Source organism: Halorubrum sp. CGM5_25_10-8B (assembly GCF_005435095.1).
GTDB classification, from domain to species: Archaea; Halobacteriota; Halobacteria; order Halobacteriales; family Haloferacaceae; genus Halorubrum; species Halorubrum ezzemoulense.
Window position 1 is genome coordinate 35,792 of the sequence record NZ_SGTY01000003.1, and the last position, 23,589, is coordinate 59,380.

The 23,589-nt window shown below is 69.7% G+C and carries 34 protein-coding genes and 1 tRNA gene; 31 read left to right on the plus strand and 4 right to left on the minus strand.

Features of this window, described 5'->3' with window-relative positions:
• Nucleotide 1 precedes the first annotated feature (1 nt).
• On the plus strand, nucleotides 2-676 hold the full coding sequence (locus EXE51_RS03255; RefSeq protein ID WP_086216120.1) for a phosphate ABC transporter permease: 675 nt from the start codon (nucleotides 2-4) through the stop codon (nucleotides 674-676).
• A 25-nt stretch (nucleotides 677-701) separates the two neighbouring features.
• On the opposite strand, the gene EXE51_RS03260 is transcribed toward EXE51_RS03255, so the two are convergent.
• Nucleotides 702-1,559 carry a 3-hydroxyacyl-CoA dehydrogenase family protein gene (locus EXE51_RS03260; protein WP_094494598.1) on the minus strand — a complete coding sequence of 286 codons (858 nt, stop codon included), beginning with the start codon at nucleotides 1,557-1,559 and terminating at the stop codon, nucleotides 702-704.
• 211 nt (nucleotides 1,560-1,770) lie between these two features.
• On the opposite strand from EXE51_RS03260, the gene EXE51_RS03265 reads away from it, so the two are divergent.
• The 3 genes from EXE51_RS03265 (at nucleotide 1,771) to EXE51_RS03275 (ending at nucleotide 5,391) form a co-directional block, all read left to right on the plus strand.
• Complete coding sequence (locus tag EXE51_RS03265) at nucleotides 1,771-2,574, plus strand: class I fructose-bisphosphate aldolase (RefSeq protein WP_086219875.1); 804 nt, start codon at nucleotides 1,771-1,773, stop codon at nucleotides 2,572-2,574.
• A complete protein-coding gene (locus EXE51_RS03270; RefSeq protein WP_049930165.1) occupies nucleotides 2,574-3,467 on the plus strand; it encodes a class 1 fructose-bisphosphatase in 894 nt (297 codons plus the stop codon). Before EXE51_RS03265 ends, EXE51_RS03270 begins: the two co-directional genes overlap by 1 nt.
• A gap of 112 nt (nucleotides 3,468-3,579) precedes the next feature.
• Nucleotides 3,580-5,391, plus strand: a complete 1,812-nt coding sequence (locus EXE51_RS03275; RefSeq protein ID WP_137692031.1) for an acyl-CoA carboxylase subunit beta — start codon at nucleotides 3,580-3,582, stop codon at nucleotides 5,389-5,391.
• Nucleotides 5,392-5,415: 24 nt separating this feature from the next.
• Here EXE51_RS03275 and EXE51_RS03280 read toward each other — a convergent pair whose 3' ends face one another.
• Nucleotides 5,416-5,964, minus strand: a complete 549-nt coding sequence (locus tag EXE51_RS03280; RefSeq protein ID WP_137692032.1) for a VTT domain-containing protein — start codon at nucleotides 5,962-5,964, stop codon at nucleotides 5,416-5,418.
• Between the two features lie 136 nt (nucleotides 5,965-6,100).
• On the opposite strand from EXE51_RS03280, the gene EXE51_RS03285 reads away from it, so the two are divergent.
• Both EXE51_RS03285 and gfo6 read left to right on the plus strand, forming a co-directional pair.
• On the plus strand, nucleotides 6,101-6,649 hold the full coding sequence (locus EXE51_RS03285; RefSeq protein WP_094521454.1) for a redoxin domain-containing protein: 549 nt from the start codon (nucleotides 6,101-6,103) through the stop codon (nucleotides 6,647-6,649).
• A gap of 106 nt (nucleotides 6,650-6,755) precedes the next feature.
• A complete protein-coding gene (gene gfo6, locus EXE51_RS03290; RefSeq protein WP_094592843.1) occupies nucleotides 6,756-7,847 on the plus strand; it encodes a D-xylose 1-dehydrogenase Gfo6 in 1,092 nt (363 codons plus the stop codon).
• Nucleotides 7,848-7,871: 24 nt separating this feature from the next.
• Here gfo6 and EXE51_RS03295 read toward each other — a convergent pair whose 3' ends face one another.
• Nucleotides 7,872-8,714: an aldo/keto reductase gene (locus tag EXE51_RS03295; protein ID WP_137692033.1), complete on the minus strand. Its 843-nt coding sequence runs from the start codon at nucleotides 8,712-8,714 to the stop codon at nucleotides 7,872-7,874.
• Between the two features lie 398 nt (nucleotides 8,715-9,112).
• Nucleotides 9,113-9,183 (minus strand) — tRNA-Gly (locus EXE51_RS03300).
• A gap of 107 nt (nucleotides 9,184-9,290) precedes the next feature.
• On the opposite strand from EXE51_RS03300, the gene EXE51_RS03305 reads away from it, so the two are divergent.
• The 25 genes from EXE51_RS03305 to EXE51_RS03425 all read left to right on the plus strand — a co-directional run bounded on the left by EXE51_RS03305 (nucleotide 9,291) and on the right by EXE51_RS03425 (nucleotide 23,589).
• Nucleotides 9,291-10,568 carry a PQQ-dependent sugar dehydrogenase gene (locus EXE51_RS03305; protein ID WP_137692034.1) on the plus strand — a complete coding sequence of 426 codons (1,278 nt, stop codon included), beginning with the start codon at nucleotides 9,291-9,293 and terminating at the stop codon, nucleotides 10,566-10,568.
• A gap of 159 nt (nucleotides 10,569-10,727) precedes the next feature.
• Nucleotides 10,728-11,594, plus strand: a complete 867-nt coding sequence (locus tag EXE51_RS03310; protein ID WP_086216126.1) for a putative RNA uridine N3 methyltransferase — start codon at nucleotides 10,728-10,730, stop codon at nucleotides 11,592-11,594.
• 4 nt (nucleotides 11,595-11,598) lie between these two features.
• Entirely contained in the window at nucleotides 11,599-12,615 is a 1,017-nt protein-coding gene (locus EXE51_RS03315; protein WP_089308359.1) for a 50S ribosomal protein L3, read from the plus strand.
• A 3-nt stretch (nucleotides 12,616-12,618) separates the two neighbouring features.
• Complete coding sequence (gene rpl4p / locus EXE51_RS03320) at nucleotides 12,619-13,365, plus strand: 50S ribosomal protein L4 (protein ID WP_086216128.1); 747 nt, start codon at nucleotides 12,619-12,621, stop codon at nucleotides 13,363-13,365.
• Nucleotides 13,362-13,616: a 50S ribosomal protein L23 gene (locus tag EXE51_RS03325; RefSeq protein ID WP_049930182.1), complete on the plus strand. Its 255-nt coding sequence runs from the start codon at nucleotides 13,362-13,364 to the stop codon at nucleotides 13,614-13,616. The genes rpl4p and EXE51_RS03325 overlap by 4 nt, the downstream gene beginning before the upstream one ends.
• A gap of 1 nt (nucleotide 13,617) precedes the next feature.
• Nucleotides 13,618-14,340, plus strand: coding sequence for a 50S ribosomal protein L2 (locus tag EXE51_RS03330; RefSeq protein ID WP_049930183.1), 723 nt, complete (start codon nucleotides 13,618-13,620; stop codon nucleotides 14,338-14,340).
• Nucleotides 14,337-14,762, plus strand: a complete 426-nt coding sequence (locus EXE51_RS03335; protein WP_049930185.1) for a 30S ribosomal protein S19 — start codon at nucleotides 14,337-14,339, stop codon at nucleotides 14,760-14,762. Before EXE51_RS03330 ends, EXE51_RS03335 begins: the two co-directional genes overlap by 4 nt.
• A gap of 3 nt (nucleotides 14,763-14,765) precedes the next feature.
• On the plus strand, nucleotides 14,766-15,230 hold the full coding sequence (locus EXE51_RS03340) for a 50S ribosomal protein L22 (RefSeq protein WP_006114468.1): 465 nt from the start codon (nucleotides 14,766-14,768) through the stop codon (nucleotides 15,228-15,230).
• Nucleotides 15,230-16,168: a 30S ribosomal protein S3 gene (locus EXE51_RS03345; protein ID WP_049930186.1), complete on the plus strand. Its 939-nt coding sequence runs from the start codon at nucleotides 15,230-15,232 to the stop codon at nucleotides 16,166-16,168. Before EXE51_RS03340 ends, EXE51_RS03345 begins: the two co-directional genes overlap by 1 nt.
• The gene (gene rpmC / locus EXE51_RS03350) at nucleotides 16,168-16,386 is read left to right on the plus strand and encodes a 50S ribosomal protein L29 (protein ID WP_006114466.1); all 219 of its coding nucleotides are present in this window, start codon (nucleotides 16,168-16,170) and stop codon (nucleotides 16,384-16,386) included. The genes EXE51_RS03345 and rpmC overlap by 1 nt, the downstream gene beginning before the upstream one ends.
• A 1-nt stretch (nucleotide 16,387) precedes the next feature.
• Entirely contained in the window at nucleotides 16,388-16,846 is a 459-nt protein-coding gene (locus EXE51_RS03355) for a ribonuclease P protein component 1 (protein ID WP_086216132.1), read from the plus strand.
• Nucleotides 16,837-17,181, plus strand: coding sequence for a 30S ribosomal protein S17 (locus tag EXE51_RS03360; protein WP_006114464.1), 345 nt, complete (start codon nucleotides 16,837-16,839; stop codon nucleotides 17,179-17,181). The genes EXE51_RS03355 and EXE51_RS03360 overlap by 10 nt, the downstream gene beginning before the upstream one ends.
• The gene (locus EXE51_RS03365) at nucleotides 17,181-17,579 is read left to right on the plus strand and encodes a 50S ribosomal protein L14 (RefSeq protein WP_004597429.1); all 399 of its coding nucleotides are present in this window, start codon (nucleotides 17,181-17,183) and stop codon (nucleotides 17,577-17,579) included. The genes EXE51_RS03360 and EXE51_RS03365 overlap by 1 nt, the downstream gene beginning before the upstream one ends.
• Before the next feature lie 2 nt (nucleotides 17,580-17,581).
• Nucleotides 17,582-17,938, plus strand: coding sequence for a 50S ribosomal protein L24 (gene rplX / locus EXE51_RS03370; protein WP_049930190.1), 357 nt, complete (start codon nucleotides 17,582-17,584; stop codon nucleotides 17,936-17,938).
• Nucleotides 17,935-18,648, plus strand: coding sequence for a 30S ribosomal protein S4e (locus EXE51_RS03375; protein ID WP_049930192.1), 714 nt, complete (start codon nucleotides 17,935-17,937; stop codon nucleotides 18,646-18,648). The genes rplX and EXE51_RS03375 overlap by 4 nt, the downstream gene beginning before the upstream one ends.
• Complete coding sequence (locus EXE51_RS03380) at nucleotides 18,641-19,165, plus strand: 50S ribosomal protein L5 (protein WP_049930678.1); 525 nt, start codon at nucleotides 18,641-18,643, stop codon at nucleotides 19,163-19,165. Before EXE51_RS03375 ends, EXE51_RS03380 begins: the two co-directional genes overlap by 8 nt.
• Nucleotides 19,162-19,335 carry a 30S ribosomal protein S14 gene (locus EXE51_RS03385; RefSeq protein WP_004597423.1) on the plus strand — a complete coding sequence of 58 codons (174 nt, stop codon included), beginning with the start codon at nucleotides 19,162-19,164 and terminating at the stop codon, nucleotides 19,333-19,335. The genes EXE51_RS03380 and EXE51_RS03385 overlap by 4 nt, the downstream gene beginning before the upstream one ends.
• A 2-nt stretch (nucleotides 19,336-19,337) precedes the next feature.
• A complete protein-coding gene (locus tag EXE51_RS03390) occupies nucleotides 19,338-19,730 on the plus strand; it encodes a 30S ribosomal protein S8 (protein WP_004047215.1) in 393 nt (130 codons plus the stop codon).
• Nucleotides 19,731-19,732: 2 nt separating this feature from the next.
• A complete protein-coding gene (locus tag EXE51_RS03395; RefSeq protein WP_049930194.1) occupies nucleotides 19,733-20,266 on the plus strand; it encodes a 50S ribosomal protein L6 in 534 nt (177 codons plus the stop codon).
• Nucleotides 20,267-20,269: 3 nt separating this feature from the next.
• Nucleotides 20,270-20,980 carry a 50S ribosomal protein L32e gene (locus EXE51_RS03400; RefSeq protein ID WP_049930196.1) on the plus strand — a complete coding sequence of 237 codons (711 nt, stop codon included), beginning with the start codon at nucleotides 20,270-20,272 and terminating at the stop codon, nucleotides 20,978-20,980.
• Nucleotides 20,973-21,434, plus strand: a complete 462-nt coding sequence (locus tag EXE51_RS03405) for a 50S ribosomal protein L19e (RefSeq protein ID WP_049930197.1) — start codon at nucleotides 20,973-20,975, stop codon at nucleotides 21,432-21,434. The genes EXE51_RS03400 and EXE51_RS03405 overlap by 8 nt, the downstream gene beginning before the upstream one ends.
• Nucleotides 21,434-21,991: a 50S ribosomal protein L18 gene (locus tag EXE51_RS03410; RefSeq protein WP_049930198.1), complete on the plus strand. Its 558-nt coding sequence runs from the start codon at nucleotides 21,434-21,436 to the stop codon at nucleotides 21,989-21,991. Before EXE51_RS03405 ends, EXE51_RS03410 begins: the two co-directional genes overlap by 1 nt.
• Nucleotides 21,984-22,631 (plus strand): 30S ribosomal protein S5, encoded by a 648-nt coding sequence (locus EXE51_RS03415; RefSeq protein ID WP_049930200.1) that lies wholly within the window; start codon nucleotides 21,984-21,986, stop codon nucleotides 22,629-22,631. The genes EXE51_RS03410 and EXE51_RS03415 overlap by 8 nt, the downstream gene beginning before the upstream one ends.
• On the plus strand, nucleotides 22,631-23,095 hold the full coding sequence (locus EXE51_RS03420) for a 50S ribosomal protein L30 (protein WP_049930202.1): 465 nt from the start codon (nucleotides 22,631-22,633) through the stop codon (nucleotides 23,093-23,095). The genes EXE51_RS03415 and EXE51_RS03420 overlap by 1 nt, the downstream gene beginning before the upstream one ends.
• Nucleotides 23,092-23,589 carry an uL15m family ribosomal protein gene (locus EXE51_RS03425; protein ID WP_086216135.1) on the plus strand — a complete coding sequence of 166 codons (498 nt, stop codon included), beginning with the start codon at nucleotides 23,092-23,094 and terminating at the stop codon, nucleotides 23,587-23,589. The genes EXE51_RS03420 and EXE51_RS03425 overlap by 4 nt, the downstream gene beginning before the upstream one ends.

Consider the following 23,589-nt stretch of genomic DNA (forward strand, 5'->3'; position numbering starts at 1 on the left):
CATGCTCACCCCACTCAACGGCGGCTTGGTCCTCGCGGGGCTGGCGCTCGCGTTCGTCGGCGCGGCGGTCTCCGTCTACGCGGTGACGCTGACGGGGCTGCTCGTCGGCGCCGGCGCCGGCTACCTGCTCGCGCCGAACGTCGTCGGCCTCGTCGCGGTCGACGGCGCCGTCCTCACCGCCGGCGCGGTCGCGGTCGGCGGCCTCCTCGGCGGCTTCCTCGCGTACGCCGGGCTCTCCTTCGCGGTGCTCGGCATCGGCGCGGTCGTCGGCGGGTTCGCCGGGCGGTTCGCCGTCGGCCCCTTCTACGCGGCGGACGCCGCAGGGGTCGAGGGGACGGCGCTGCTCGTCGGCGCGACGCTGGCGGGCGTCGCCGTCGGCGCGCTGTTCGGGTTCGTCCTCACCCGGACGACGCTCGTGGTCTCGACGGCGCTCATCGGCGCGGCGTTCGCCTCGCGGTCGCTGACGCCCGCGAGCTTCGAGACGGCCGCCGCGGAGACGACCGTCCAACCCCTCCTCTTCGACCTCTCGGCGCCCGCGTTCCTCGCGGTGTTCGTCCTCGGGGCGCTCTCGCAGCTGGGGCTGTTCCGGTTCGGCTACGTGACGAAGCTCGTCGGGCTGCTGCCCGGCGCGCGCCGGTGGACGGCGGACGACGACCGCGACGCGGACGCGGCCTGACCGCCTCTCAGACGCCCCGACGCGGTCACTCGTACTCGTAGAACCCGCGACCGGTCTTCTTGCCGAGGTCGCCCGCCTCCACCTTGCGCTTGAGGAGGTACGCCGGCTTGTAGCGGTCGCCGAGTTCGTCGTGGAGCGTCTCGCTTGCGTCGAGCGCCACGTCGAGGCCGATGTGGTCGGCGAGTTCGAGCGGCCCCATCGGGACGTTCGTGCCGAGCTTCATCCCGCGGTCGATGTCGGCCTTGTCGGCGACGCCCTCGTCGTACGCGCGGATCCCCTCGTTTATCCACGGCATCAGGATCCGGTTGGTGACGAACCCGGGCTTGTCGTCGGACTCCCACGTCTCCTTGCCCAAGTCCTCGGCGAAGGCGTGCGCGAAGTCGACGACCGCCGGGTCGGTGCGCTCGCCCACCACGACCTCGACGCCGTCCATGATCGGGACGGGGTTCATGAAGTGGAGGCCGACCACGTCGCTCGCGCGCTCCGTCGCGCTCGCGATGGTCGTGATAGACAGCGTGGAGGTGTTCGTCGCGAGGACGATGTCGTCGTCGGTGACGCGGTCGAGGTCGCCGAACACGTCGCGTTTTACCTCGAGGTCTTCGATCACGGCCTCGACGACGAGGTCGGCGTCCGCGAGGTCGTCGAGGGCCGTCGTCCCCGTGATCCGGTCGCGGACCGCTTCGGGGTCCTCGTCGAGCGCGCCCTTTCCGGCCAGCCGGTCGAGGCTGTCCTCGACGCTGTCGAGGCCGCGCTCGACGTACTCGCGCTCCACGTCCCGCATCACCACGTCGTATCCCGCCGACGCCGCGACCTGCGCGATCCCGTTGCCCATCGTCCCGGCGCCGACGACGCCGACGACCTCGATTTCGGAAAGCGTTCGCATGTGACTCGCTGCCGCGCCGCGGCTGGTAAGTATTGCGAAAGCCGGGCCCGAACGCGTTCGCACCGAAGAAATTAACAATTCGAGTAGTAACGCGTTTCGAAGCCGATCGCGCAAAATCGACCCGAGGCGCCGCTCAATCGGCCGCTAAGTTTCTTTACGTCCGCCGGCTTCACCACAGCCCTTTTTACGTATGTAACGGAACTACGAACTGATGCTTCCTCACGCCGCCGACGACATTTCGCGCGACGGTAAGTCGCTCATTCTCGCGTACGACCACGGGCTCGAACACGGGCCGGTCGACTTCGAGCCGAACCCGGACACGGCGGACCCGGAACGGATCTTCGAGCTCGCCACCCACGAGGCGGTCACCTCGCTCGCCGTCCAGAAGGGGCTCGCCGAGGCGTACTACCCCGACTACGAGGACGAGGTCAACCTCCTGTTGAAGCTCAACGGGACCTCCAACCTCTGGCGGGGAGAGCCGAACAGCGCCGTCAACTGTACGGCCGAGTACGCGGCCGAACTGGGGGCCGACGCGGTCGGGTTCACGGTCTACGGCGGGTCGAACCACGAGGTAGAGATGGCCGAGGAATTCCGCGACGCGCAGGAGGGCGCCCGCGAACACGACATGGCCGTCGTCATGTGGTCGTACCCGCGCGGGCAGGGGCTCCGCAACGACGCGAGCCCGGACGTCATCTCGTACGGCGCGCGGCTCGGCCTGGAGCTCGGCGCCGACGTGGTGAAGGTGAAGTACCCCGGCTCCGCCGAGGCGATGGGCGACGCCGTCGAGATGGCCGGCCCCGCCGACGTCGTCATGTCCGGCGGGACGATGCGCGACGACGAGGCGTTCCTCCGGAACGTCTCGAACGCCATCGACGCGGGGGCCACCGGCATCGCCGTCGGCCGAAACGTCTTCCAGCGCGACGAGCCCGAGCGCATCCTCGACGCCTTGGAGGCCGTGATCTTCCAAGAGTCCGACCCGGCCGAGGCGCTGGCCGTCGCCGAGAGCGACGACTGATGTCCTCACCGGACTCGACCGTCGACGCGGTGTTCGACGCGGTCGCGGCGACGGCCCCCGAGATCCGCGCCGCGCTCCCCGGCCGCCGCGTCGAGAGCGGGACGGAGAACGAATCCGGCGAGTCGGTGCTCGCGGGCGACCTGTACGCCGACGAGCTCCTCGGCGACGCGATAACCGCGGTCGACGGCGTCGGCTCGTTCGTCAGCGAGGAGCGTGAATCGGCGGTCGACGCGGGCGGCGCCGTCGGGAGCGGCGCGGGCGACGCGCTCGCCGTCGCGATCGACCCCCTCGACGGCTCCTCGAACCTCCGGTCGAACAACGCGATGGGCACCGTCGTCGGCGTGTACGACGCGCCGCTGCCCGCGAGCGGCCGCGACCTCGTCGCCGCCGGCTACGTCCTCTACGGCCCGATCACGACGATGGTCGTCGCCGACGAGACGGGCGTCCGCGAGGAAGTGGTCACCGCCGACGGCGACGGCGTCGAGAGGTCCGTCGTCGAGGCCGACCTCTCGCTGCCGGCGACCCCGACCGTCTACGGGTTCGGCGGTCGGGTGCCCGACTGGCCCGCGGACTTCCGCGCGTACGCCCGATCGATCGAAGACGAGCTGAAGCTCCGGTACGGCGGCGCGATGGTCGGCGACGTGAACCAGGTGCTCACCTACGGCGGCGTGTTCGCCTACCCCGCCCTCCGGAGCGCGTCCGAGGGGAAGCTCCGGCTACAGTTCGAGGCGAACCCGATCGCCTACATCGTCGAGCGCGCGGGCGGCGCGTCCTCGGACGGAACCGGCTCGATCCTCGACGTGGAGCCCGAGGCGGTTCACCAGCGCACGCCGGTTTACGTGGGCAACGAGGCGCTGATCGAGCGGCTGGAAGCCGCCGTCGACGCGGAGTAGCAGCGGGGTACCGCTCCGGACGAGCGGCGCGCCGCCCCGGGCCGCCGGCCGACGCGGGCCCGCCGAATCCCGCATGGAAAACTGTTTAGGATCTACCGCAAATCTTGCGTCCATGAAAGTCCATGTCGGCGCGGCGGCGACGCCCGAGGAGGCTGCGGCGATCGCGAAGTCGCTCGCCGAACACCTCGGCGTCGACGTCGACGTCCACGTCGAGGGCGAGGAGACGCCGGTCGCCAGCGCCGAGCCGTCCGAGCCGAGCTACCCGCTCGACGACGACCTCGGACCGACCGACCGCGAGCGCGACCTCCGCGCCGAGATAGCCGACATCCGCGAGGGCGGCCCGAAGAAGTACCGCGACCGGCTCTCGGAGCAGGGGAAGCTGTTCGTCCGCGACCGCCTCGACCTCTGGTTCGGCGGCGAGGGCGGGACCCGCGGGACCGGCGACGCCGGCGCCGCGGACGGCGACCCCGCGGGGGTGAAGTTCGAGGACGGGAAGTTCGCCGCGTTCGACGACTGGCACCCCGACGCGCCCGCCGGCGAGGACGAAGCGGGGAACGAGCGCGGCGGCGACCGCCTCCCGGGCGACGGCCTGCTGACGGGCGCGGCCGAGTTCGAGGGGCGCGACGTCCACTTCATGGCCAACGACTTCACCGTGAAGGCGGGGTCGATGGCGTCGAAGGGCGTCGAGAAGTTCCTTCGGATGCAACAGCGGGCGCTGAAGACGGGGAACCCGGTGCTCTACCTGATGGACTCCTCCGGCGGTCGGATCGACCAGCAGACCGGCTTCTTCGCCAACCGCGAGGGGATCGGGAAGTACTACTACAACCACTCGATGCTCTCCGGCGCGGTGCCGCAGATCTGCGTTCTCTACGGCCCCTGTATCGCCGGGGCCGCCTACACGCCCGTCTTCGCGGACTTCACTGTGATGGTGGAGGACATGTCCGCGATGGCGATCGCCTCCCCGCGAATGGTGGAGATGGTCACCGGCGAGGAAATCGATCTGGACGATCTCGGCGGGCCCCGCGTCCACGCCGAGGAGTCCGGCTCCGCGGACCTCGTCGCGCGCGACGAGGAGCACGCCCGCGAGCTGGTCGCCGACCTGATCGGCTACCTCCCCGACCGGGCCGGCGAGAAGCCCCCGCGGCGCGAGACGAAGCCGCCGAAGCTCTCGCCCGACGGGATCGACGAGCTGATCCCCGAGTCGCCGAACCGCCCGTACGACGCCCACGACCTGATCGACCGGATCGCCGACGCCGAGTCGGTGTTCGAGCTGAAGGAGGGGTACGGTCCGGAGATCGTCACGGCGTTCTGCCGGATCGACGGGCGGCCGGTCGGCGTCGTCGCCAACCAGCCGACGGAGCGGTCGGGCGCGATCTTCCCGGACGCCGCGGAGAAGGCCGCGGAGTTCATCTGGACCTGCGACGCCTACGAGATCCCCCTGCTGTACCTCTGTGACACGCCCGGCTTCATGGCCGGCTCGCAGGTGGAGAAGGACGCCATCTTAGAGAAGGGGAAGAAGATGATCTACGCCACCTCCTCGGCGACGGTGCCGAAACAGACCGTCGTCGTGCGGAAGGCGTACGGCGCGGGCATCTACGCGATGGGCGGGCCGGCCTACGACCCCGAGAGCGTCATCGGCCTCCCCTCCGGCGAGATCGGCATCATGGGCCCCGAGGCCGCGATCAACGCGGTCTACGCCCGGAAGCTCGCCGAGATCGACGACCCCGAGGAGCGCGCCGCCGAGGAGGAGCGCCTCCGCGAGGAGTACCGCGAGGGGATCGACGTCCACCGCATGGCGAGCGAGGTCGTCATCGACGAAATCGTGCCGCCCTCGGACCTCCGCGCCGAGCTCGCCGCGCGGTTCGACTTCTACGAGGACGTTCAGAAGGACCTGCCGGACAAGAAGCACGGGACGATCCTCTGACCGGACGAAACGGGCGGAGCCGGGCTACAGCGCCGCGACGAGGTCGCCGCCGAACAGCCCGACTGCGCTCTCGACGCCGAGCGCGACGGCCAGCCCGATTCCCAGGAGCGCGCCGGCGTAGGCGGCCGACCCGAGCAGCGACGCGGCGGCGAACCGCGGCGCGGACACCGACGACGCGCTCGCGCTGGGCACCGCGAGCCACCCGCGCGTCCCGGGGACGGCGTTCGAGGCGGCGACCGCCGGGAGCCCCCACCGGTCGAGCCAGCGCGTCGCGCCGTCCAGTCGCCCCGCGTCGATCGGGACGGCCCTCGACGCCGTCGGATCCAGGTCGAACCGACGGACGGCGACGAAGAGCAGCGACTGGCCGGTCGTCGCCCCGACGACGGCCGCCGCGAACACCGGGACGACCGCCACAGCGTCGACCCCCGCGGCGACCACCGCTGCGACAAAGAGCGTCCGCGCTGGCAGCACCTTCCCGACGAGGGCGCCTTCGAGCGCGAAGACGACGAAGACCGCGACGGCGCCGTAGGTGCCGACGAGGGCGAGCGCCGTCTCGGCGTGGGCTCCGATCACGACCGCCCTCCGGGCCCCACAGCTAAAACACCCCCCGAGCCGGCTGTTCGCACGCGTCAGGCCGCTCCGCGGGCCCGGTCGCGGTCGCCGCCCCCGCCTCGGGTGGCTATTTATCGGCCGCGGGCCTCGTGGACGCATGGTCACCGTCGGCGACACCGCCCCCGACTTCGCCGCGCCCGCGGTCGGCGGGGCTCCGGACGGCGACGCGGAGCGCACCGCAACCGAACTGGCGCTGTTCCGGTTGGTCGAGGCGCACGACGCCGTCGCTCTCTGTCTCGCGCCCGCGACGTTCGTGCCGCCCTGTACCGCGGCGCTCGCCGCGGTCCGCGACGCCGGCTGGTACGACCGCGACGGCCTCGCCGTCGTTGCGCTCACGGGCGACTCGCTGTACGCGGCGTTCGCGTACGCCGACCGGTTCGGACTCCCCTTCCCGGTCGTCGCCGACTTCCACGGCGGCGTCGCCGAGTCGTACGACCTGCTCGCCGACTCGTGGGAGGGGCATTCGGGCATCCCGCGGCGCGCGACGGTCGTGATCGACGGGGACTGGACGGTCCGGTTCGCCGAGGCGACCGACGATCCCCTCGACCGCGCCGACCCGGCGCCGGTCCGGCGCGCGGCCGAGACGCTCCGCGAGATCGGGATCGACGTGGACCGGCCGCGGGTGAACTACGACGGGCCGTGGTGAGCGCGGCGCGGACGAGCGCGACGGCGGCGCGGTCCGTGACTCGCTCGGTCGCGTCACGCGTCGGCGTCGCCGTGGTTATTTGACGCCCCCGCGCGGAGGGGGCGACATGGACGCCGCCTTCGCGGAGTACCTCGACGAGTTCACGCGCCGCGACTGGGAGACGCTCGACCCGGCCGCCGTCGCCGACCCGGTCAGGGTCGCGGTCGTCGGCCTCGGCTGGTTCGCCCGGGAGTGGGCGCTGCCCGGCATCGCGCGGTCGGCGTACACCGAGGCCACCGTCGTCAGCGATGTCGACCCCGCGGCGGTCGAAGCGGTCGCCGCCCAGCGCGACCTGACGGGCCTCACGCCCGAGGAACTGCGATCGGGGGCCGCCGCGGACGCGTACGACGCCGTCTACGTCGCGACGCCGAACGCGACCCACCTGGAGTACGTCGAGGCCGCCGCACAGCAGGGGAAGGCGGTCCTCTGCGAGAAGCCGCTGGAGGTGACGCCGGAGCGCGCGCGGAAGCTGGTGGCGGCCTGCCGCGACGCCGGGGCGCCCCTGATGGTCGGCTACCGGATGCAGACCGACCCCGCCGTCCGGCGGCTCCGCGACCTCCTCGACGCGGGCGTCGCCGGCGAGGTGATCCACGTCCACGCGACGATGTCGCAGACGATGCTCGGCGAACTCGGAAGCGACACGGACCAGTGGCGGCTCGACCCCTCGCTGTCGGGCGGCTGCGCGGTGATGGATCTGGGCGTCTACCCGCTCAACACGACGCGGTTCGCACTCGGCGAGGACCCGGTCCGGGTGTCCGGCCGGACCCGGTGGGAGCACGAGGCGTTCGCCGACGTGGACGAGCACGCCTCGTTCCGACTCGAGTTCCCGGACGACGTCGACGCGTTCTGTACGGTGAGCCAGAACGCCCAGCACGCGAGCCGGCTGGAGGTCACCGGGACGGACGCCAGACTCGTCCTCGACCCGGCGTTCTACGAGCGCGAGGACCGCGGATTCGCCGTGGTTCGCGGCGGGACGCGGGTCGATGTCGACTTCGAGCAGGTCCACCAGATCGAAGAGGAGTTCGCCTATTTCGGTCACCAGCTGCTGGCCGACGAACCGTTCCACCCCGACGGCGAGCACGCGCTCACGGACATGCGCGCGCTCGCCGGCGTCTACGAGTCGGCCGAGACCGGGCGGCCGGTCGAACTCGGAGACTGAGCCGCGACCGCGGCTGCGAGCCCACTACTGTTCGATCCCGTACACGTCGCTCGTCCAGTCGCGGGCCGGGGTGTCGTACACCGGGGCGTCGCGGTCGCGCCCGTCGAGCCGTCGCCGATCGGCCTCGTCGAGCTCCCAGTCGAGGTCGGCGTTGGCCCGGACGTGCTCCGGGGTCGACGAGCGCGGTAGCGGGACGACGCCGCGGTCGATCGCCCACCGGATGATCACCTGCGCCGGGTGCTTGTCGTACTGCTCCGCCAGCTCGGCGACGACCTCGTCGCCGAACACGTCGGTCCGCGCGAGCGGGGCCGCGGCCTCGATCACGGTGTCGGTCTCGCGGCAGTAGTCGACGAGGTCGGGCCGCTGGAACCACGGGTGAAACTCGATCTGGTTGACCGCGATCGGCACGTCGGAAATGTGGTGCGCGCAGCTGAGCTGGTACGCGCTGAAGTTCGAGACGCCGATATCGCGGACGAGCCCCCGCTCGCGCAGCTCCGCCATCGCCTGGAGCGTCTCGCGCAGAGAGATGGCGGGGTTCGGCCAGTGGATCAGGTACAAGTCGAGGTAGTCGGTGCCGAGCCGGTCGAGTGACGCCTCGCACGATTCGATCACCGACTCGTAGTTGAGGTTCTTCGCGAGCACCTTCGAGGTGAGGAAGACGTCGTCGCGGTCGACGTCGCTCGCCGCGAGCGCCTCCCCGATGACCGCCTCGTTGCGGTACCCCTCCGCGGTGTCGATGTGCGCGTAATCGGCGTCGAGCGCCGCCCGAACGCTGTCGGCCGTCTCGTCGTCGTCGAGGTCGTACGTGCCCAGCCCGAGCGCCGGCAGCTCCGCGCCGCCCGGGAGCGTCTTCGTTGGTACGGTCACGCGAGGGGAGTTCGCCGGATCACCGATTGAAACTACCGGTCGGGGAATCTCGTGCGGCGGCGCGTGCCTGCGAGGCCGCCACGCGGCCGAGCAGCACGCGCGAGGGAGTCGTGAGCGAAGCGAGCGGAAGTCAGGCCGGTACATGACCGCAGGGAGTACACCGGCCGAGATTCGAACTCAGAATCAGACGTGCCCGCTCACGGCTCGCTCCGCTCGCCGTTCGCTGCGCGCGACTGATAGCGCTCAAGTCTCTCTCGGTCATTCTGCTCACTTCGTTCGCAAGTCCGCTGAGCGGAGTGAAGCGGACGCTGACTGGCGCAGTCAGTCGGAAAATGCATCGGCCGAGACTCCCGCGAGCAGAGCGAGCAGGAGTCAGGTCGGGGCACGACCGCAGGGAGTGCACCGGCCGAGATTTGAACTCGGGTTGCAACCATGGCAAGGTTGCGTGATACCACTACACTACCGGTGCGTGCTTCGCATCCGATCGTAGTCCGGGTCGGAGATATAAGGGTTCCGAACGACGGTCGGCGGAAGGGTCATCGGTGCCGCGCCCCCACACGGATCCGTACCCGAACGATGACCGACCTGCCCGACCGCGCCGACCGACGCACCGTCCTCCGCGCGACCGCCGGGCTCGCCGGCATCGCCGCGTTTCCCGCCGTCGCCGGCTGTCTCGGGGGCGGCGGCTCTCCCGGCGGCGACGAGGCCGGAGGCTCCGGCGACGACGGCGGCGACGCCCCGCCGGACGACGGCGCGGGCGTCGCGTACGACGTCGAGACCGTCGCGGAGGGGTTCGAGAACCCATGGGCGCTCGCCTTCCTACCCGACGACGGTCGCCTGCTGGTCACAGAGCGACCGGGACGGCTCTCGCTTGTCGACCCCGCGGACGGGGCCGTCGAGGCGGTCGCGGGCGCGCCAGAAGTGTTCGCGGAGGGGCAGGGCGGCCTGCTCGACGTTGCGGTCCACCCGGACTACCCGGTCGACCCGCGCGTCTACCTCACGTACGCGGCGGCGAACGACGCGGGCGAGGCGACGACGCACGTCGGGACCGGACGGCTCTCGCTCGACGGCGGCGACGCGCCGGTGCTCGACGAGTTCGAGCCAATCCGGGTCGCCGAGCCGTTCCGCGACGGCGCGAACCACTTCGGCTCCCGGGCGACGTTCGGCCCCGAGGGGTCGCTGTTCGTCACGGTCGGCGACCGGCGCGACACGGACTTCGGACCCGACCACGTCTCGCAGGACCGTTCGAACGAGCTGGGCGCGACGCTGCGGCTGACCCCGGACGGCGACGCCCACCCTGACAACCCGTTCGTCGACGACCCGGACGCGGCCGACGCGCTGTACAGCTACGGGCACCGGAACCCGCAGGCGATGGCGGTGCGGTCCGAGACGGGCCGGATCTGGCAGTGCGAGCACGGCGAGGAGGACGGCGACGAGATCAACGTGATCGAGCGCGGCGGCGACTACGGCTGGCCGGTCGCCAGCGAGGCGTGCCGCTACGGGACCGACGACCCCTTCGCGCCGGGCCACGAGGACCGCGACGGCGTGATCGCGCCGGTCCACCACTGGCCGTGCGGGTCCGGCGGCTTCCCGCCGAGCGGCGCGGTCTTCTACGACGGCGACGCGTTCCCCGAGTGGCGGGGCGACCTGTTCGCGGGCACGCTCGCGGCGCGGTACCTCGGGCGGTTCACGGTCGACGGCGACGGCCTCGACGCGACCGTGACCGAGCGCGAGCCCCTGCTCGCCGACCGCGGGTGGCGCATGCGCGCGGTCGCGGTCGAACCGGACACGGGGAACCTCTACGTCGCGGTCGATGACGACGACGCGCCGGTGGCGCGGGTCGTTCCGACGTGAGGGGTCGCCTCCGCGGCGACGCGGATCCGTGTGACGAGTTGGCTCGGATTCGCGGGCGGAATCCCCACGCAGACCCCGTGTGAACGCGGCACAGCCGGATATCGGGACCGCTATCCTTTTACCGTGCCGTCCGGAATCGAAGGTTACAGTCTCGCCACGATGCGTACCGAAGACGGACTCACGATCTGTGTTCCGTCTTCGCTCGTCCGGGAAGCCGAGGACGACCGCGAGGCGACTCGCAAACTCGGCTACGTCGCCCGTGCGGCGGCGGTGTTCCGGGCGGATCGGCTCGTGGTCTTCCCCGACCGGGAAGGCGACGGGCGACGGGGCGGGGAGTACGTCCGCACCGTGCTGGGGTACGCCGCGACGCCGCCGGAGCTCCGAAAGGACCTCTGGGGGCAGCGCGACGAACTCCGGTACGTCGGTGTGCTTCCCCCGCTCCGCGTGCCGTGGCGGACCGGCTCGACCCCTAGCGGGGAAGAGTCGAAAACACAGGGACTCGTGACCGAGGTCGGACCTGAAGGCCGCGTCCGGGTCAATTCCCCGCTGCGGGAACACCCGATCTCCCTGCTCGTCCCCTCCGGAATGGAGGTCGAGCGGGGGGAGCGCGTCACCATCAGGGTCTCTTCGAGAGAACCGGTCCGCGCCCGCATCACCGGGAAGCCGGAGGTCGGCTTCCAGGTCGCGGCCGCGGACCTGTCGGAAGCGCTCGCCGGCGACGGACTGGCCGTCGCGACGTCGCGACACGGAGCGGAACTCTCCGTCTCGCGGCTCGGCGACCTCGTCTCGGACGCCCGCGAGGCCGGCGGTTACACCGTCGCCTTCGGCGCGCCCGAGCGGGGGCTTCCGGAGATGCTCGGGCTTTCGCCCGACCGCATTCGGGCGGCCGTCGCCGACGGCCGCTCGGTCGAACCCGATCCGGGGTTCGACCTCTGGCTGAACACGATCCCGGCACAGGCGAGCGAGGTCGTCCGGACGGAGGAGGCTCTGTTCGCGACCCTCGGCTCGCTCACACTCACGGAGTAAACACATGCCACAACCAAGCCGACCACGAAAAGGCTCGCTGGGCTACGGCCCGCGCACCCGCGCAGACAGCGAGGTGCCGCGCATCCGTTCGTGGCCAGAAGACGACGGGGCCCCTGCGCTGCAGGGATTCGCCGGCTACAAGGCCGGGATGACCCACGTCATGATGGTCAACGACGAGGCGAACTCGCCGCGTGAAGGGATGGAAGAGGCCGTCCCCGTCACCGTCGTCGAGACGCCGCAGATGCACGCCGTCGCCGTGCGCGCCTACGAGAACACGCCGTACGGACAGAAGCCGGTCGAAGAGGTCTGGGCGACCGAGTTCCACGAGGAACTCGACCGCGCGCTCGACCTCCCGGCGGAAGACACCTTCGAGGCAGATGCCGACGAGCTCCGCGCGCTGCTCGACGACGACGTCGTCGACGACGTGCGCGTCATCACGCACACGGCGCCCTCGGAGCTCTCGAACGTCCCGAAGAAGAAGCCCGACATCATGGAGACGCGCGTCGGCGGCGGCTCCCTTGAGGAGCGCGCCGACTTCGCGCTGGACCTCGTCGCGGAGGGCGGCGCCCACGAGTTCGGCGACGTCTTCCGCGCGGGCCAGTACACCGACGTCTCCGGCATCACGAAGGGGAAGGGGACGCAGGGTCCCGTCAAACGCTGGGGCGTTCAGAAGCGGAAGGGCAAACACGCCCGCCAGGGATGGCGGCGTCGGATCGGCAACCTCGGTCCGTGGAACCCCTCCCGCGTCCGCTCCACCGTCCCCCAGCAGGGGCAGACCGGCTATCACCAGCGCACCGAGCTCAACAAGCGCCTCATCGACTTCGGCGAGGGCGACGACGCCTCCGTCGACGGCGGCTTCGTCAACTACGGCGAGGTCGACGGTGAGTACGCGCTCATCAAGGGCTCGCTGCCCGGTCCGGACCAGCGCCTGCTGCGGTTCCGCCCGGCCATCCGGCCGAACGACCAGCCGCGCCTCGACCCCGAGGTCCGGTACGTTTCCACCGAATCCAACCAGGGATAACCAATGAACGCAACAGTACACGACCTGGACGGCGAGGAGGCGGGCAGCGTCGAGCTGCCGGCCGTCTTCGAGACCGCGTTCCGACCGGACCTCATCGGTCGCGCGGTCGACGCCGCTCAGGCCAACCGGAAGCAGGCCTACGGGGCCGACGAGTTCGCCGGGCTGCGGACGCCCGCCGAATCGTTCGGCTCCGGCCGCGGGCTCGCGCACGTGCCACGTTCCGAGAACGTCGCCCGTCGCGTCCCGCACGCCGTGTCGGGGCGCGCCGCGCACCCGCCGAAGGCCGAGAAGGACCAGTCGAAGCAACTGAACGACAAGGAGCGACAGCTCGCGATCCGGTCGGCCATCGCGGCCACGACCGACGCCGAGCTCGTCGCCGAGCGCGGCCACGCGTTCGACGAGGACCTCGACCTCCCGCTCGTCGTGAGCGACGAGTTCGAGGACCTCGAGAAGACGCAGGACGCCCTTGGCGTGCTCGAAGCCGTCGGCGCCGACGCCGACATCGAGCGCGCCGAGGAGGGTCGCTCCGTCCGCGCCGGACAGGGCAAGGCCCGCGGCCGCAAGTACCGCCAGCCCAAGTCCGTCCTCGTCGTCACCAGCGAGGAGCCGTCCCGCGCCGCCCGCAACCTCGCGGGCGTCGACGTCGCGACCGCTCGCGAGGTCAACGCGGAGGACCTCGCGCCCGGCGCGCACCCGGGCCGACTCACGCTGTGGACCGAGAGCGCCGTCTCGGAGGTGGCCGACCGATGAACTCGATCATCGAGCATCCGATCGTCACCGAGCAGGCGATGAACGAGATGGACTTCAACAACAAGCTGCTGTTCCTCGTCGACGTGGACGCGACCAAACCGGAGATCGAGTCCGAGGTCGCCGAGCGCTACGACGTGGGCGTCGTCAACGTGAACACGCAGGTGACGCCGCAGGGCGAGAAGAAGGCGGTCGTCACCCTGTCCGCGGACGACGACGCGACCGAAATCGCCTCGCGTATCGGGGTGTTCTGAGATGGGACGACGAATCCAAGGACAACGGCGCGGACGCGGCGGCCCGACGTTCCGGGCCCCCTCCCACCGTTACAAGGCGGAACTGTCGCACAAGAAGCTCGAAGACGTGGACACGGTCACCGGCGAGATCGTCGGGATCGAACACGACCCGGCCCGCTCGGCCCCCCTCGCGGAGGTCGAGTTCGAGGACGACGACCGTCGGCTCGTACTCGCGCCGGAAGGCGTGCGCGTGGGCGAGACGATTCAGGTCGGCGTCTCGGCCGAGATCAAGCCGGGCAACACGCTCCCGCTGGCGGAGATCCCCGAGGGCGTCCCGGTGTGTAACGTCGAGAGCAACCGCGGGGACGGCGGGAAGTTCGCGCGCGCCTCCGGCGTGTCGGCGACACTCCTCACCCACGACCGCGACGTCGCGGTCGTCCAGCTCCCCAGCGGCGAAGTGAAGCGACTCGACCCGCAGTGCCGCGCCACGATCGGCGTGGTCGCGGGGGGCGGCCGGACGGAGAAACCCTTCGTCAAGGCCGGCAACAAACACCACAAGATGAAGGCGCGCGGCACGAAATACCCGCGCGTCCGCGGCGTCGCGATGAACGCCGTCGACCACCCCTTCGGTGGCGGTGGTCGCCAACACCCCGGCCAGCCGAAGTCCGTCTCGCGGGACGCCCCGCCGGGACGCAAGGTCGGTGACATCGCATCCAAGCGCACCGGACGAGGTGGCAACAAATGAGTTCAGACTACCGAACCGGCCGCGAGGGCGAGGAGTTCGCCTACCGCGGTCACTCGCTCGACGAGCTGCAGGAGATGGACGTAGACGAGGTCGCGGAACTGCTCCCCGCACGCCAGCGGCGAAGCATCGTTCGCGGACTCGGCACCGAACAGCAGAAGCTGCTGGAGACGGTCCGGAGCCGCGACAAGGAGACGACGGCGGACGACCCGATCCGGACGCACCTGCGCGACATGCCGATCCTGCCGGAGTTCGTCGGCGTCACCTTCGCCGTGTACAACGGCCACAGCTTCGAGCGCGTTCAGGTTGAGCCCGAGATGATCGGGCACTACCTCGGTGAGTTCCACCTCACGCGAAGCACCGTCGAACACGGTCAGGCCGGCATCGGCGCGACCCGGTCCTCGAAGTTCGTGCCCCTCAAGTAACCCATGGGAATCAACTACAGCGTCGAGGCCGACCCGGAGACCACCGCCAAGGGGATGCTCCGCGACCGGCCCATCAGCGTGAAGGACAGCAAGGAGATCTCCCGAGAGATCAAAGGCGAGACGGTCGCCGACGCGGAGGAGTTCCTCCAGGAGGTCATCGACGAGGAGACTTCGGTGCCGATGCGCCAGCACAACGCCGGCGCGGGCCACCGCTCCGACATCGACGGCTGGGACGCGGGACGGTACCCCGAGAAGGCCGCCAAGGACTTCCTCAAGCTCTTGGAGAACGTCAAGAACAACGCCGACGAGCAGGGGTTCGACGGCGAGGCGATGGTCATCAAACACGTCGCCCCTCACAAGGTCGGCGAGCGACCCGGTCGGAACCCCCGCGCCGCGGGCGCGACCGAGTGGAACACCACGCTCGCGGACGTCGAACTGATCATCGAGGAGCCGGAGGCTGACAACTAATGGCTGACGAACACCAATTCATCGAGGACGGCCTGCGCCGTTCCCAGATCAACGAGTTCTTCGCGGACGAGCTCGGCCGCGCCGGCTACGGCGGGATGGACGTCGCCCAGACGCCGATGGGCACGCAGATCGTCCTGAAGGCCGAAAAGCCCGGGATGGTGATCGGGAAGGGCGGGAAGAACATCCGCAAGATCACCACCGAGCTCGAGGACCGCTTCGACATGGACGACCCGCAGATCGACGTTCAGGAGGTCGACGAGCCCGACCTGAACGCACAGATCGTCGCGGACCGTCTGGCGAACGCCCTCGAACGCGGCTGGTACTTCCGGAAGGCCGGTCACACGACGATCGACCGCATCATGGACGCGGGCGCGCTGGGCGCCGAGATCGTCCTGTCCGGCAAGGTCACCGGCGCGCGCTCGCGCGTCGAGAAGTTCAACCGCGGCTACATCAAGCACAACGGCGAACCCGCCGAGGAGGTCGTCGACCACGGCCAGGGCGTCGCCGTCATGAAGCTCGGGACGATCGGCGTCAACGTGAAGATCATTCCGCCGGGGGCGACGCTCCCGGACGACTTCCAGATCCGCGAGGACGCCGAGGTCCCCGAGGTCGAGCAGGCGGCCGCCGGCGCCGGCGACGACGAGGGCGTCGAGGCGCTGCTCGAAGAGGATCCGGAGGAGGTTCCCGACGTGGGCGCCGACGAGGATGTCGATGTCCCCGACGAGGACCCCGCGGATGTCATCGACGAGGAGGTCGTCGAGGAGGTCGTCGAGGAGACGCAGGACACGGCCACCGAGGCGACCGACGTCGCCGCGGAGGAGCCGGTCGGCGACGCGGACGCCGACGAGCTCGACGAACTGGACGAAGAGATCGAGTCCGAGGCGGCCGACCTCGTCGCGGAGATGGAGGCGGCCGACGAGGAGGAGGAGGACGAATAATGGCGATCCTCTACACCGACGAGATCCGCGACATGACCGCGGCGGAGCGCCAGGTCGAACTCGAGGAGCTCGAGACCGAGCTGCTCAACTCGAAGGCGCAGCGGGCGGCCGGCGGCATGCCGGAGAGCCCGGGCCGCGTCAACGAGCTCAAGAAGACGATCGCCCGGATCAAGACGATCCAGGCGGAAGAAGGCGACTTCGACGAGGACGAAGCGTAAGATGATCTCCCCCGACACACTCGTTCGGCACGAGCTCGTCGGCCTCCCGGTTCGGGTGGCCGACGCCGACAGCGACGCCCACGTGGGTATCGCCGGTCGCGTGCTCGACGAGACGTTCGGTACCCTCGTGGTCCGAACGGCGTCGGGGGACAAACGCGTGCCCAAGTCGGGCGCGACGTTCGAGTTCGGCGTCGCCGAGACGCCGACCGCTCGCACAGATGAAGCCGCCGGCGACGGACAGTCGCCGGGGTCCGCGTCCCAACTCGGGTCGGATACTACGGGGGTCCGCCCCCGTCAGTCTGGCCCGTCCGGATCCGCAAGCGTCGTCGACGGTGACGGCGCGGGTCCGGCGAGCCGCCGAGGCGAGTGCAAAGACGCGGTCTACGCGACGGTGGATGGCGATCGGTTGCGATATCGGCCCGCCGAACGCACCGAACGAGGTGCCACACAATGGCGATAGGAATCGACGTACCCACGCCTCCGGAGCCAGACAACCCGGAGGATTACGACTACGAGAAATGCCCGTTCTACGGGCAGCTCTCCGTCCGCGGCCAGACCCGCGAGGGAACGGTCGTGTCGACGGATATGGAAAAGACCGTCATCGTCGAGCGAGAGTACGACGTGTTCGTACCGAAATACGATCGGTACATGAAGCGTCGCTCGCGCATCCCGGCCCACGTGCCGGGCGTGCTCGACTCGCTCGAAGTCGGTGACGAAGTGACGATCGCGGAGACGCGACCGCTCTCGAAGACGAAGTCCCACGTCGTCGTCGAGATCCGCTCGGGTGATCAGTGATGGAGGCGCTCAAGGCCGACGTCACGCAGGGGCTCTCGAAGGGCTCGCTGATCACGTGCGCCGACAACACCGGCGCCCGTGAGCTGAAGGTCATCTCCGTGTCGGGCTACTCCGGCACGAAGAACCGCCACCCGAAGGCGGGGATCGGCGACAAGGTGACCGTCTCGGTCACCAAAGGGACCCCGGAGATGCGGCGGCAGGTGCTGGAGGCGGTCGTCGTCCGCCAGCGCAAGCCGATCCGCCGTCCGGACGGCACGCGCGTGAAGTTCGAGGACAACGCGGCCGTCATCATCGACGACCTCGAGGAGCCGCGGGGCACGGAGATCAAAGGCCCCGTCGCCCGCGAGGTCGCCGAACGGTTCGGGAGCATCGCCTCGACCGCGACGATGATCGTCTAACTATGACGAAACAGCCACGCAAACAACGAAAACGGTCGGAGACCGCGCCGCTCCACGAGCGGCAGAATCAGGTCCGGGCCACCCTCACCGACGAGCTCCGCGAGGAGTACGGACAGCGCAACGTCCGCGTCAACGCCGGCGACACCGTCGAGGTGCTTCGCGGCGACGCGGCCGGCACGGAGGCGGAGGTCGTCTCCGTCGACCTGTCCGCCGAGCGGATCACGGTCGAGGACGTCACCGTCGAGAAGGCGGACGGGGAGGAGGTTCCCCGCCCGATTCCGGCGAGCAACGTCCGGGTGACCGAGCTGGACCTCGAGGACGAGCGCCGCGAGGCGCGGCTCCAGGAGGATAACGAATGACGCGACACCAGAAGCGACTGTCAGTACCGAACTCCTGGCCGGTCGAGCGCAAGACGAACACGTTCACCGTGAAGGCGGGCGCGGGCCCGCACGGCGAGGCGGGCGTTCCGCTCGTCGTCCTGCTGCGGGACGTGCTCGGCTACGTCGACTCGACGAAGGAGGCGCGCTACGCGCTGAACAACGACTCGATCCTCGTCAACGGGGACGCCGTCTCGGACGAACAGCGTCCGATCGGGATGTTCGACATCCTGGCGTTCCCCGAGCGCGGGGAGTACTTCCGCGTCTTCCCCGACGAGGGCGGTCGGCTCGCGCTGACTCCCGTCGACGAGGACGCCGCGGGCAGCCGGCTCGGGAAGATCACGAACAAGACCGTCGTCCCCGGCGGCGTCACGCAGCTGACGCTCCACGACGGGACGAACGTCCGCGTCGACGACGACGCGGACTACGAGACGAACGACTCGATCGTCGTCGACAACGAGACGAAGGAGATCGTCGCCCACTTCGAGTACGAGGAGGGCGCCTTGGTGACCGCCGTCGCCGGCCAGCACGCCGGCCAGATCGGCGAGATCGAGGACATCGACGTGACCCTCGGCTCCGGCGACAACACCGTGACCGTCGCCAGCGAGGACGGCGGCTACGAGACGGTCGAGGAGTACGTCGTCGTCATCGACGAGAACTTCACCGACGACGAGGGTGATGCGGATGAGTGAAGCCGAGAGCGCCGACCACGAGATGCGCGAGCCGTCCCTCGAGAAGGTTGTCGTCCACATGGGCGTCGGGCAGGGCGGTGAGCCGCTCGCGGACGCCGAGGAGATCATCGAGGAGATCACGGGCCAGCAGTCGGTCCGGACCACCTCGAAGCGCACCATCGCCGAGTTCGGGATCCGCAAGGGCGACCCGATCGGCGTCAAGGTGACGCTGCGGGGCGAGGACGCGCACGCGTTCCTCGAGACCGCGCTCGATCTCGTCGATGTCTCGCGGAGCCAGTTCGACGACACGGGTAACCTCAGCTTCGGGGTCGAGGACCACACCGACTTTCCGAGCCAGGAGTACGACCCCAACATCGGGATCTACGGCCTCGACGTGACGACGACGATCGTCCGTCCCGGCTACCGCGTCTCGAAACGCGACAAGGCGACGGGGACCATTCCCTCCCGCCACCGGATGACAGCCGAGGACGCGGCCGCGTTCCTCGAAACGAACTTCGACGTCGAGGTAACCGAATGAGCGAAGCGAACAACGACACGGGCGAGCACGCCGCGAAGCGCACCGACTCCCGGCACACGTGCCGGCGGTGCGACCGCGAGCAGGGACTCGTCGGCAAGTACGACATCAACCTCTGCCGGCAGTGCTTCCGCGAGGTCGCCCGAGACATGGGATTCGAGAAGTACAGCTGATCATGACGGGAAACGATCCATTCACCAACGCGCTCGCCGGCATGGACAACGCCGAGAGCGTTGGCCACCTGTCGTACACGGTAGAGCCCGCTTCGAACATCATCGGCTCCGTCCTCGAGGTCCTCTACGACCGCGGGTACGTCGACGGCTTCGAGTACGTCGACGACGGGAAAGCCGGGAAGTTCGAGGTCGAACTGAAAGGCGCGATCAACGAGTGTGGCGCCGTCAAGCCCCGCTACTCCGCGGGTGCGGACGAGTTCGAGAAGTGGGAGAAGCGGTACCTCCCCGCCCGTGACTACGGGACGCTCATCGTCACGACGAGCCACGGCGTCATGAGCCACTACGAGGCCCGCGAGGAGGGCATCGGCGGCCAAGTGATCGCATACGTCTACTAACAATGAACAGAGTCGAAATCGAGATTCCGGACGACGTCTCCGCCGAGACCGACCACCTCGAACTCACCGTCGAAGGACCCAACGGGAGCGTCACGCGACGCCTCTGGTACCCCGACGTCGACGTGACGATCGAGGACGGCGCGGTGGTCATCGCGACCGAGAACGAGGACGCGAAGACCAACGCCACCGTCGGCACCTTCGAGAGCCACGTCGCCAACATGATCCACGGCGTCACCGAGGGCTGGGAGTACGCCATGGAAGTGTACTACGCCCACTTCCCGATGCAGGTGAACGTGGAGGGCGACGAGGTCGTCATCGAGAACTTCCTCGGAGAGAGCGCCGCGCGGCGCACCCCCATCCGCGGAGACACGGACGTACAGATCGACGGCGAGACGGTCACGCTCTCGGGCTCCGACAAGGAGGCCGTCGGCCAGACCGCCGCCGACATCGAACAGCTGACGAAGGTGACCGACAAGGACACGCGCGTCTTCCAGGACGGCGTGTACATCGTCGAGAAACCCACCGGAGGTGCCTAACCGATGGCAGACGAACTGGAAGACATCAGCGGTGTCGGTCCCTCGAAGGCGGACGCGCTTCGCGAGGCCGGCTACGAGACGGTCGAGGACGTGAAGGCCGCCTCCCAGTCGGAGCTCTCCGAGGTCGACGGCGTCGGCAACGCGCTCGCAGCGCGTGTCAAGGCCGACGTCGGCGGGCTGGAGGTCGACGAGGAGGCGGACGCGGAGATCGAAGACGAGACCGACGAGGAGGAGCCGGTCGACGAGGCCGAGGAGTCCGAGACGGTCGAGACGGAGCTTCGGCCCCGCGGTCACGCCGACAAGACGCCGGAACTGGACGACGAGACCGCTCGCGCGCTCGCACAGAAGCACCGCGAGGGGAAACCGCAGTTCAACCGGCAGGACTACCACAAGAAAAAGCGGATCCCGACGTCGTGGCGCAAGCCGCGCGGCGGGCTCTCCAAGCAGCGCCGTCGCATGAAGTCGAAGGGGCCGGTCGTCGAGGCCGGCTTCCGCTCGCCGACGGCGTCGCGCGACCTGCACCCGAGCGGCTTCGAGGAGGTCCGCGTTCACAACACGGACGATCTTGAGGGCGTCGACGGCGACACGCAGGCGGTGCGGATCGCCTCGAAGGTCGGCGGTCGAAAGCGCGAACTGATCGAAGACGAGGCGGAGGAGCGCGGCATTCGCGTGCTGAACCCGACCTACGTCGAAGTGGAGGTCGACGATGAGTGATCTGAAGGCGCAGAAACGGCTCGCAGCGGACGAGCTCGACGTCGGCAAGGGCCGCGTCTGGCTCGACCCCGAGGCACAGGAAGAGATCGAGGACGCCATCACCCGCGAGGACGTCCGCGAGCTCATCGAACAGGGAACGATCCGCGCGAAGGACGCGAAGACGAACTCGCGCGGTCGCGCCCGCGAGCGCGCCGACAAGCGCTCGTACGGGCATCAGTCGGGCGCCGGCTCCCGCAAGGGTCGCTCCGGCGCGCGACAGGACACGAAAGACGACTGGAAGGCGCGCATCCGCGCACAGCGGGCCCGCCTGAAGGAGCTTCGCGACGACGAAGACGTGCTCGACGCCTCCGAGTACCGCACGCTGTACAACAAAGCGAGCGGGGGAGACTTCGAGGACGTCGCCCGTCTCGAGGCGTTCATCGAGACGCAGTACGGTTACGAGGTGACGGACTAATGGCGACAGGACCACGATACAAGGTGCCGATGCGGCGCCGCCGCGAGGTCCGGACGGATTACCATCAGAGGTTGCGCCTGCTGAAATCGGGCAAGCCTCGCCTGGTCGCTCGGGTGAGCAACGCTCACGTCAGGGCGCAGCTGGTGACCCCCGGATCCGACGGCGACGAGACCCACGCGGCCGCCTCCAGCGAGGAGCTCGGCGAGTACGGCTGGGACGCCCCCACGGGCAACCTCCCCAGCGCGTACCTCACCGGGTACCTCGCGGGCGCTCGCGCCGTCGACGCCGGCCTCGACGAGGCCGTCCTCGACATCGGGCTCAACACGGCGACGCCCGGCAACAAGACGTTCGCGGTACAGGAAGGAGCGATTGACGCGGGCCTCGAGATCCCGCACAACGACGACGTGCTGGCCGACTGGTCGCGCACGCGCGGCGAACACATCGCCGACTACGCCGAGCAGCTCGACGAGCCGCTGTACAGCGGCGCGTTCGACGCCAGCGAGCTACCCGAGCACTTCGACGACGTGCTCGCGACAATCCAGGAGGACCATGAGTAGACACAACGACGGCTGGGAACCGCGGACGCGACTCGGCCGCAAGGTACAGGACGGCGACATCACGTCGATGGAACAGGCGCTCCAGTCCGGGCTCCCGCTGAAGGAGGCCGAGATCGTCGACCAGCTCCTCCCGGGGCTCGAAGACGAGGTGCTGGACATCAACATGGTCCAGCGCATGACCGACTCCGGCCGCCGCGTGAAGTTCCGTTGCGTGGTCGCCGTGGGCAACCGCGACGGCTACCTCGGCTACGCGCAGGCCCGCGACGACCAGGTCGGCGGCGCGATCCAGAAGGCGATCGACGTCGCGAAGCTGAACATCATCTCGGTGGACCGCGGGTCCGGGTCCTGGGAGGACCAGCCCGGCGGCACCAACTCCCTGACCCGCACGGCGAAGGGGAAGGCCGGCTCCGTCACCGTCGAGATCAAGCCCGCCCCGCAGGGGCTGGGCCTCGCGGCCGCGGAGACGGTCCGCAACATCCTAGAGCTCGCCGGCGTCGAGGACGCCTGGACGAACTCCGACGGCAACACGCGCACGACGGTGAACCTCGCGAAGGCGACGTTCAACGCGCTGGAGAACGCGGCGCAGTCCCGTACGCCCCAGCACGCGCGCGAAGTCCACTACGACGAGGTGAGCGAGTGATGCAGGCGATCGTTCAGCTCCGCGGCGAGGTTAATCTCGGGTCCGGCGTCGAGGACACGCTCGACATGCTGAACGTCGGGCGCGTCAACCATGCGACGCTCGTCCCCGAGACGGACTCGTACAGCGGCATGATCGCGAAGGTCAACGATGTCGTCGCGTTCGGGGAACCGAGCGTCGAGGCCGTCGCGCGAACGATCGCGCGGCGCGGCGAGCCGCTCGAAGGCTCGGCCGACGTCGACGACGAGTGGATCGACGACAACACCGACTACGCCGACCTGGAGGCGCTGGCCGAGGCGCTCGTCGACGAGGAGACCACGCTGCGCGAGCAGGGTCTCTCGCCGACGCTGCGGCTCCACGCCCCCCGCGGCGGTCACGAGGGCATCAAACACCCCGTGATCGAGGGCGGCGAACTCGGGAAACACACCACCGAGGAGATCGACAGTCTCCTGGAGGCGATGCGATGACGAGCAAGAAACGACGACAGCGCGGCTCTCGGACGCACGGCGGCGGCACGCACAAGAACCGGCGCGGCGCCGGGCATCGCGGCGGTCGCGGCGCGGCCGGTCGCGCGAAACACGAGTACCACAACTACGGTCCGCTCGGCAAGCACGGGTTCAAGCGCCCCGAGGACGCTCAGACGGAGGTCCTCGAAGTGAAGATCCAGAAGCTCGACGAGGACGCGGCGCTGTACGCCGCGGACGGTCTCGCCGAGGAGGACGGCGACGCGTACGTCTTCGACGCGCGCGACGTCGTTGAGGACGGCCACGAGGCTGACGTGGTGAAGGTGCTCGGCGGCGGGCAGGTCCGCCGCGAACTCCGCGTCACGGCCGACGCGTTCACCGCCGGTGCGGTCGAGCTCATCGAGGAGGCGGGCGGCGAGGCGACGCTCTCCGAGCGCGCCGAAGAGCCCGCTGACGAACCGGAAAACACTTCCGACGACGAGAACGACGAGGCGTAA

Excerpts from the sequence above, each read along its gene's own strand:
- EXE51_RS03420 (WP_049930202.1), top strand. The coding sequence starts at position 22,631 with ATGCAGGCGATCGTTCAGCTCCGCGGCGAGGTTAATCTCGGGTCCGGC.
- EXE51_RS03260 (WP_094494598.1), bottom strand. The coding sequence starts at position 1,559 with ATGCGAACGCTTTCCGAAATCGAGGTCGTCGGCGTCGTCGGCGCCGGG.
- EXE51_RS03360 (WP_006114464.1), top strand. The coding sequence starts at position 16,837 with ATGGCGATAGGAATCGACGTACCCACGCCTCCGGAGCCAGACAACCCG.
- EXE51_RS03400 (WP_049930196.1), top strand. The coding sequence starts at position 20,270 with ATGGCAGACGAACTGGAAGACATCAGCGGTGTCGGTCCCTCGAAGGCG.
- gfo6 (WP_094592843.1), top strand. The coding sequence starts at position 6,756 with ATGGACGCCGCCTTCGCGGAGTACCTCGACGAGTTCACGCGCCGCGAC.
- EXE51_RS03425 (WP_086216135.1), top strand. The coding sequence starts at position 23,092 with ATGACGAGCAAGAAACGACGACAGCGCGGCTCTCGGACGCACGGCGGC.
- EXE51_RS03310 (WP_086216126.1), top strand. The coding sequence starts at position 10,728 with ATGCGTACCGAAGACGGACTCACGATCTGTGTTCCGTCTTCGCTCGTC.
- EXE51_RS03380 (WP_049930678.1), top strand. The coding sequence starts at position 18,641 with ATGAGTGAAGCCGAGAGCGCCGACCACGAGATGCGCGAGCCGTCCCTC.
- EXE51_RS03410 (WP_049930198.1), top strand. The coding sequence starts at position 21,434 with ATGGCGACAGGACCACGATACAAGGTGCCGATGCGGCGCCGCCGCGAG.
- EXE51_RS03275 (WP_137692031.1), top strand. The coding sequence starts at position 3,580 with ATGAAAGTCCATGTCGGCGCGGCGGCGACGCCCGAGGAGGCTGCGGCG.
- rpl4p (WP_086216128.1), top strand. The coding sequence starts at position 12,619 with ATGAACGCAACAGTACACGACCTGGACGGCGAGGAGGCGGGCAGCGTC.
- EXE51_RS03395 (WP_049930194.1), top strand. The coding sequence starts at position 19,733 with ATGAACAGAGTCGAAATCGAGATTCCGGACGACGTCTCCGCCGAGACC.
- EXE51_RS03270 (WP_049930165.1), top strand. The coding sequence starts at position 2,574 with ATGTCCTCACCGGACTCGACCGTCGACGCGGTGTTCGACGCGGTCGCG.
- EXE51_RS03340 (WP_006114468.1), top strand. The coding sequence starts at position 14,766 with ATGGGAATCAACTACAGCGTCGAGGCCGACCCGGAGACCACCGCCAAG.
- rplX (WP_049930190.1), top strand. The coding sequence starts at position 17,582 with ATGACGAAACAGCCACGCAAACAACGAAAACGGTCGGAGACCGCGCCG.
- EXE51_RS03375 (WP_049930192.1), top strand. The coding sequence starts at position 17,935 with ATGACGCGACACCAGAAGCGACTGTCAGTACCGAACTCCTGGCCGGTC.
- EXE51_RS03325 (WP_049930182.1), top strand. The coding sequence starts at position 13,362 with ATGAACTCGATCATCGAGCATCCGATCGTCACCGAGCAGGCGATGAAC.
- EXE51_RS03265 (WP_086219875.1), top strand. The coding sequence starts at position 1,771 with ATGCTTCCTCACGCCGCCGACGACATTTCGCGCGACGGTAAGTCGCTC.
- EXE51_RS03315 (WP_089308359.1), top strand. The coding sequence starts at position 11,599 with ATGCCACAACCAAGCCGACCACGAAAAGGCTCGCTGGGCTACGGCCCG.
- EXE51_RS03255 (WP_086216120.1), top strand. The coding sequence starts at position 2 with ATGCTCACCCCACTCAACGGCGGCTTGGTCCTCGCGGGGCTGGCGCTC.
- EXE51_RS03345 (WP_049930186.1), top strand. The coding sequence starts at position 15,230 with ATGGCTGACGAACACCAATTCATCGAGGACGGCCTGCGCCGTTCCCAG.
- EXE51_RS03335 (WP_049930185.1), top strand. The coding sequence starts at position 14,337 with ATGAGTTCAGACTACCGAACCGGCCGCGAGGGCGAGGAGTTCGCCTAC.
- EXE51_RS03285 (WP_094521454.1), top strand. The coding sequence starts at position 6,101 with ATGGTCACCGTCGGCGACACCGCCCCCGACTTCGCCGCGCCCGCGGTC.
- EXE51_RS03355 (WP_086216132.1), top strand. The coding sequence starts at position 16,388 with ATGATCTCCCCCGACACACTCGTTCGGCACGAGCTCGTCGGCCTCCCG.
- EXE51_RS03305 (WP_137692034.1), top strand. The coding sequence starts at position 9,291 with ATGACCGACCTGCCCGACCGCGCCGACCGACGCACCGTCCTCCGCGCG.
- EXE51_RS03385 (WP_004597423.1), top strand. The coding sequence starts at position 19,162 with ATGAGCGAAGCGAACAACGACACGGGCGAGCACGCCGCGAAGCGCACC.
- EXE51_RS03390 (WP_004047215.1), top strand. The coding sequence starts at position 19,338 with ATGACGGGAAACGATCCATTCACCAACGCGCTCGCCGGCATGGACAAC.
- EXE51_RS03405 (WP_049930197.1), top strand. The coding sequence starts at position 20,973 with ATGAGTGATCTGAAGGCGCAGAAACGGCTCGCAGCGGACGAGCTCGAC.
- rpmC (WP_006114466.1), top strand. The coding sequence starts at position 16,168 with ATGGCGATCCTCTACACCGACGAGATCCGCGACATGACCGCGGCGGAG.
- EXE51_RS03365 (WP_004597429.1), top strand. The coding sequence starts at position 17,181 with ATGGAGGCGCTCAAGGCCGACGTCACGCAGGGGCTCTCGAAGGGCTCG.
- EXE51_RS03415 (WP_049930200.1), top strand. The coding sequence starts at position 21,984 with ATGAGTAGACACAACGACGGCTGGGAACCGCGGACGCGACTCGGCCGC.
- EXE51_RS03330 (WP_049930183.1), top strand. The coding sequence starts at position 13,618 with ATGGGACGACGAATCCAAGGACAACGGCGCGGACGCGGCGGCCCGACG.